5 protein-coding genes and 1 pseudogene are annotated in these 4,589 nt (G+C 54.7%); 5 read left to right on the top strand and 1 reads right to left on the bottom strand.

All coding sequences use genetic code 11. The features are described from left to right. The 4 genes and pseudogenes from PHF27_RS10810 to PHF27_RS10795 all read left to right on the top strand — a co-directional run. A pseudogene (locus tag PHF27_RS10810) lies at window positions 1-618 on the top strand (hypothetical protein); the annotation flags it as partial. Window positions 619-628: 10 nt separating this feature from the next. After that, entirely contained in the window at window positions 629-964 is a 336-nt protein-coding gene (locus tag PHF27_RS10805; protein ID WP_027938752.1) for an arsenate reductase family protein, read from the top strand. Then, complete coding sequence (locus PHF27_RS10800) at window positions 955-1,284, top strand: GIY-YIG nuclease family protein (protein WP_300069715.1); 330 nt, start codon at window positions 955-957, stop codon at window positions 1,282-1,284. Before PHF27_RS10805 ends, PHF27_RS10800 begins: the two co-directional genes overlap by 10 nt. Then, window positions 1,239-1,433 carry a YwbE family protein gene (locus tag PHF27_RS10795; protein WP_300069712.1) on the top strand — a complete coding sequence of 65 codons (195 nt, stop codon included), beginning with the start codon at window positions 1,239-1,241 and terminating at the stop codon, window positions 1,431-1,433. Before PHF27_RS10800 ends, PHF27_RS10795 begins: the two co-directional genes overlap by 46 nt. A gap of 360 nt (window positions 1,434-1,793) precedes the next feature. Here PHF27_RS10795 and PHF27_RS10790 read toward each other — a convergent pair whose 3' ends face one another. Then, window positions 1,794-3,050, bottom strand: a complete 1,257-nt coding sequence (locus PHF27_RS10790; RefSeq protein ID WP_300069708.1) for an NAD(P)/FAD-dependent oxidoreductase — start codon at window positions 3,048-3,050, stop codon at window positions 1,794-1,796. A gap of 160 nt (window positions 3,051-3,210) precedes the next feature. On the opposite strand from PHF27_RS10790, the gene PHF27_RS10785 reads away from it, so the two are divergent. After that, window positions 3,211-4,589: GntP family permease (locus PHF27_RS10785; protein WP_300069721.1), on the top strand; the 1,379-nt coding region annotated here is incomplete at its 3' end.

Below are 4,589 nucleotides of genomic sequence, written 5' to 3'. Positions count from 1 at the left end.
CCCGTTCCCGGGCTGGTGCAAAAATTTGGCGGCGGTTATGCGCAGTTCGGCAAAGAGGTGCGCTGGCAGGAAGAAAACTATATGCACCAAAAACCGCATTCCATGGCGGTCTACATGGATGTGGCCATGAAGGACTATTACCGGGCGCTGCAGGAAGCGGAAAAAGCCGGTGAAATTGTGACTCCCAGGCAGAGCGAAGGCGAAGGGCCTAAGGCCTATGTCGTGCCGGCCAGCTTTAAGCTGCCCCAAGAAATGGAGGCCGAACAGCCCTTTATGCAGCAGGTGATGGAGCGGCAGTATCGGCGGGCCTTGAAGGGTTATGTGCTGGCAGATGCGGCGGCAGCCACGCCGAAGGGTGATTTGGAAGCGGCGAAACAGGCAGGCTGTCAGTGGCTGGTGCGGACAGAGGTGCAGGTGACTCGCCTCCGCCAGGAAGTGAACGGACATGTAATTTCACTGAACCAAACGGTGTACCGTGTGGCGGACGGCCGCCTGGCGGCGACCAGCGATTACCAATCTTCAACGCGGGAGCTGACGCCGCTGGTAGTGATCATGCATCTGACGCGCAATTTTGCGAAAGACGGTGTGCGCTGGCTGGATATGCCGCAAAAGGGGTAAGGAAATGGCGCTGAACATCCAGATTTTCGGCACGAAAAAATGCCAGGATACGCGCAAGGCGGAGCGTTATTTTAAAGAACGCCGCATGCCGTATCATTTTATTGATTTGAATATTCGCGGTCTTTCTAAGGGCGAATTACGGGCGGTGGCCCAGGCGGTGGGGGGCGTGGAGAAAATGGCTGATGCGAACGGCAAGGAAGCGGCGCGTCTTAATCTGCGATACATTTTGCATAATGTAGAAGAAAAGCTGTTGGAGCACCCGCTGCTTTTAAAAACCCCGGTTGTGCGCAACGGGGCTAAGGCGACGGTAGGGTATTGTCCAGAGGTATGGCAGACATGGCAGTAACTGCCTGGACCTATATCTTAAAATGCGCGGACGACAGCTTTTATATCGGTTGGACCAACGATCCGCCGCGGCGTTTGGCGGCGCACAATGCCGGTAAGGGAGCTCGCTATACCCGCGGGCGGGGGCCGGTGCAGCCGGTCTATTGGGAAGAGTTTGAGGAGTATCGCGCCGCGCAGCGAAGAGAATGGCAGCTGAAGCAGCTGTCGCGCAAGGAAAAGGAAAGCCTGGTGAGCCGTTTTACCGAAGAACGGCGCGGGCAGGAGGGAGTTTGGCCATGGGAGGAACACAACGTAAAGACATCCGCCCCGGCGTGCGGGTGAAGGTGGTGCAAAAGCCCCATCAACGCACCGGCGAATTGACCGAAGGGGTAGTCAAGGATATTTTGACCAACAGCGCCGTGCACCATCGGGGCATCAAAGTGCGCCTGGAGGGCGGCATTGTCGGGCGAGTGCAGGAAATTATCGGCTAAGAAGGCTTGAACTACGGGGATTGAACAAGAGAACCGGAGTCACGTGAGGACTCGAAGGAGTCGAACGGGGTACGGTTTATACAGAGAAGCAGAGGAAAGGCCAGAGTTAAGAGAGAAAAAGGATTGAATAGGAGAACCGTCCCCCTGAACCGGAAAATAAATCAAGCGCAGAGCCATCGGTAAAAATAACCGGCGGCTCTGCGCTTTTCTATATACTAAAATTTATACGAATTTATAATCGAACCGCGAAATACACGAAAAACGCGAAAGGGTTTTATGAATTAAAATTATATTTCTCTGCTTTCCGCTGGCTTTTCTGTGTGATACGTACCCTTCTTTGCTCTTGTTCAATTTTCTCCATTATTGCCTTGTAATGATGCGCACGGTGCGATCGTAGACAAAGTAATCCCAGACCCACTTGGCGAAGACGATAAAGCGGTTGCGAAAATCGATGAGCCGCAGAATGTGCACAAAAGACCAGAACAGCCAGGCGCTAAAGCCTTGCAGTTGCACGGAGCCCATATGCACGACAGCGGCGTTGCGGCCAATGGTGGCCATATTTCCCAGATCTTCATAGAGGAAGGGGAGTACGTCTTGGCCGCGCAGAAGCAGGTGGATTTGACGCGCGGCGTGCTGGCCTTGTTGAATGGCAACCTGGGCCACCATGGGCAGCGGTCGGCCATTAGGCTGTTCAAAGCAGGCGGCGTCGCCTACGATAAAGACATCGTCCAAACCGTCCGGCTGCAGCGTGTTGCGGACTTTGACGCGTTTTTGGCGGTCCAGCGGCAACTGCAGCGTACTGGTAAGGGGAGCCGCTTCTACGCCGGCGGCCCAAATCAGAGTGCGCGCGGGAATGACCTCGCCGCCTTTGAGCGATACTTTTTCGCCGTCATAGTCGGCTACTTGCGTGCAGAGGCGTACTTCCACATCCTTGCGCACCAAGGTGCTGCGCGTTGCTTCTTGCAGCGCCTCCGGCATGCTGGCTAAGAGTCGGTCCGAGGCTTCCAGCAGTACGATGCGAGCTTCTTTGAAGTTGAGATCCGGATATTCCCGGGCCAATACATGGTACATCAGCTCGGAAAGGGCGCCGGCGGACTCGACTCCTGTGGGGCCGCCGCCAACGACCAAAAAGGTCAGTAACGCCCGCCGTTTCTCCGGATTTTGCTCATGGCTGGCCAGCTCAAACATTTTCAGCAGGTGATTGCGGATATTGACGGCTTCGTCTAAGGTTTTCATGCCAAAGCCGTATTTTTGCACATTAGCGAGACCGAAAAAATTAGTAGCCCCGCCAGCAGCGACGATCAAGTAGTCATAAGAAAGGGTATCCGCTTCGGTAACCACTATCTTGGCCGCGCAATCGATGCTGCGAACTTCGGCCATATGAAAGCGGACGTTCTTCCAATCTTTGACCATGGCTCGCACCGGATACGCGATATCGTCTACAGACAAGCCCGCAGTGGCCACTTGATACAGCAAGGGCTGGAAGAGCTGATAGTTTTGACGGTCAATTAAAGTGATGCGGACCGGAGAGGCGGAAAGGCGGTGGGCCGCCTGGAGGCCGCCAAAGCCGGCGCCGATAATGACGACATGAGGCAGATTTGGTGTGGTGTTGGACATATGCATCACTCCTTTGGCCTAAAATTCTTATGGAGGAGTAATTCTTCGTGCTGGAACCACCTTCCTGCTTGAGGGATGCAAAAAGTAAAAGGAAGGAACCCTTTTGCTTGGCGGCGAATCCAAAAGTAAAGAAAAATTGCAGGTGCGAGGAGATGAATCATTGGAAGCGGGACTCATTTTTATCAGCTTGATTCTTTTAATGGTGGCAGCGTATCGCGGGTATTCTATTATTTTGGTAGCTCCTTTTTTTGCGATACTGGCGGCTGTGGGCAGCGAGTATGCTTTGATGCCGGTGTACAGTGAACTCTATATGACGAAAGCGGCGGAATACGTTAAGGTGTATTATCCGGTGTTTTTACTAGGTGCTGTTTTTGCGAAAATCATGGAGGACGGCGGTTTGGCGGCGGCGGTGGCCAAGCAGATTGTGCGATCTTTGGGACCGCAGCAAGCGGTGCTGGCTGTTCTTCTTGGGTGCGGCGTTCTTGTGTACGGCGGCCTGAGCGTTTTTGTGGTGGCTTTTGTTATGTATCCTTTTAGCGCTATTTTATTCCGCCAGGCGGACATCCCCAAGCGGTTGCTGCCGGCGGTGTTGTGGATGGGGATTTTTACTTACGCTATGATTGCGTTGCCTGGGGCGCCGCAGATTCAAAATATTATTCCTACGGCCTTTTTTGGCACCACGACCTGGTCTGGCGTAGGGCTGGGGCTGGTGGGAGCGGCGGCTTACTTCCTTTTGGGCTGGGGCTGGATTTCTTGGCGTCACAGGAAATTAGCCGCCCAGGGAGAAGGCTATGGCGCGCATATTCTCAACGAACCGGAGCGGGTGGAAACAAATTTGCCCGATTGGCGGACGGCTTCGCTGCCATTGTTGGTTGTTGTTTTAGTCAATTTGTACTTAAGCAATCCGTTCCACTGGTCTTGGGGCTATCATTGGCCGGCGGACAGCCTTGCGGCGATGAAAGTGTTGAAGTTGTCGCTGTTAAGTCCTTCGGTGGAGCGAGTGCAGGCGATTTGGTCTATTTGCCTGGCGCTTCTGGCCGGCAGCGTCTGCGCCGCCATGGTTGGGCGGCGTCAAATGCGGCGTCAGGGCGGTTTAATGCAGCCGTTAAACGCTGGAGCTATGGCCTCTATTCCAGCGATTTTGAATACAGCATCCGGCTATGCTTTTGGCAGTGTCATTGCCGCCTTGCCTGGCTTTTTTGCTATCAAGGATGCGCTGCTTCATTTGCAGATAGGCGGCGGGCCCTTGGTTTCCGCCATCTTGACGACCAATGTGATGACCGCTGTGACCGGCTCCGCTTCGGGCGGTTTGACGATTGCGTTAGGCATGCTGGGGCAGGAATGGCTGGCCTGGGGCGCCTCGCTGGGGATGTCGCCGGAGGTGCTGCACCGCATCGTCTGCCTGGCTTCGGAGGGGCTGGATACGGTTCCCCACAGCGGGGCGCTGGTGACGTTAATGGCTGTTTGCGGGCTGACGCATCGGGAGTCTTATTATGATGTCTTTGTGCTGACCCTGCTCAAGCCGTTGGTAGCCGTGTT

It is taken from the genome of Anaeromusa sp. (genome assembly GCF_028691475.1).
Taxonomy (GTDB): Bacteria; Bacillota; Negativicutes; order Anaeromusales; family Anaeromusaceae; genus Anaeromusa.
This window is presented reverse-complemented; position numbering and strand designations above follow the sequence as displayed.

What these genes read in the sequence shown, in the direction of transcription:
- PHF27_RS10795 (WP_300069712.1), top strand. Translation starts at nt 1,239, where the DNA reads ATGGGAGGAACACAACGTAAAGACATCCGCCCCGGCGTGCGGGTGAAG.
- PHF27_RS10800 (WP_300069715.1), top strand. Translation starts at nt 955, where the DNA reads ATGGCAGTAACTGCCTGGACCTATATCTTAAAATGCGCGGACGACAGC.
- PHF27_RS10790 (WP_300069708.1), bottom strand. Translation starts at nt 3,050, where the DNA reads ATGTCCAACACCACACCAAATCTGCCTCATGTCGTCATTATCGGCGCC.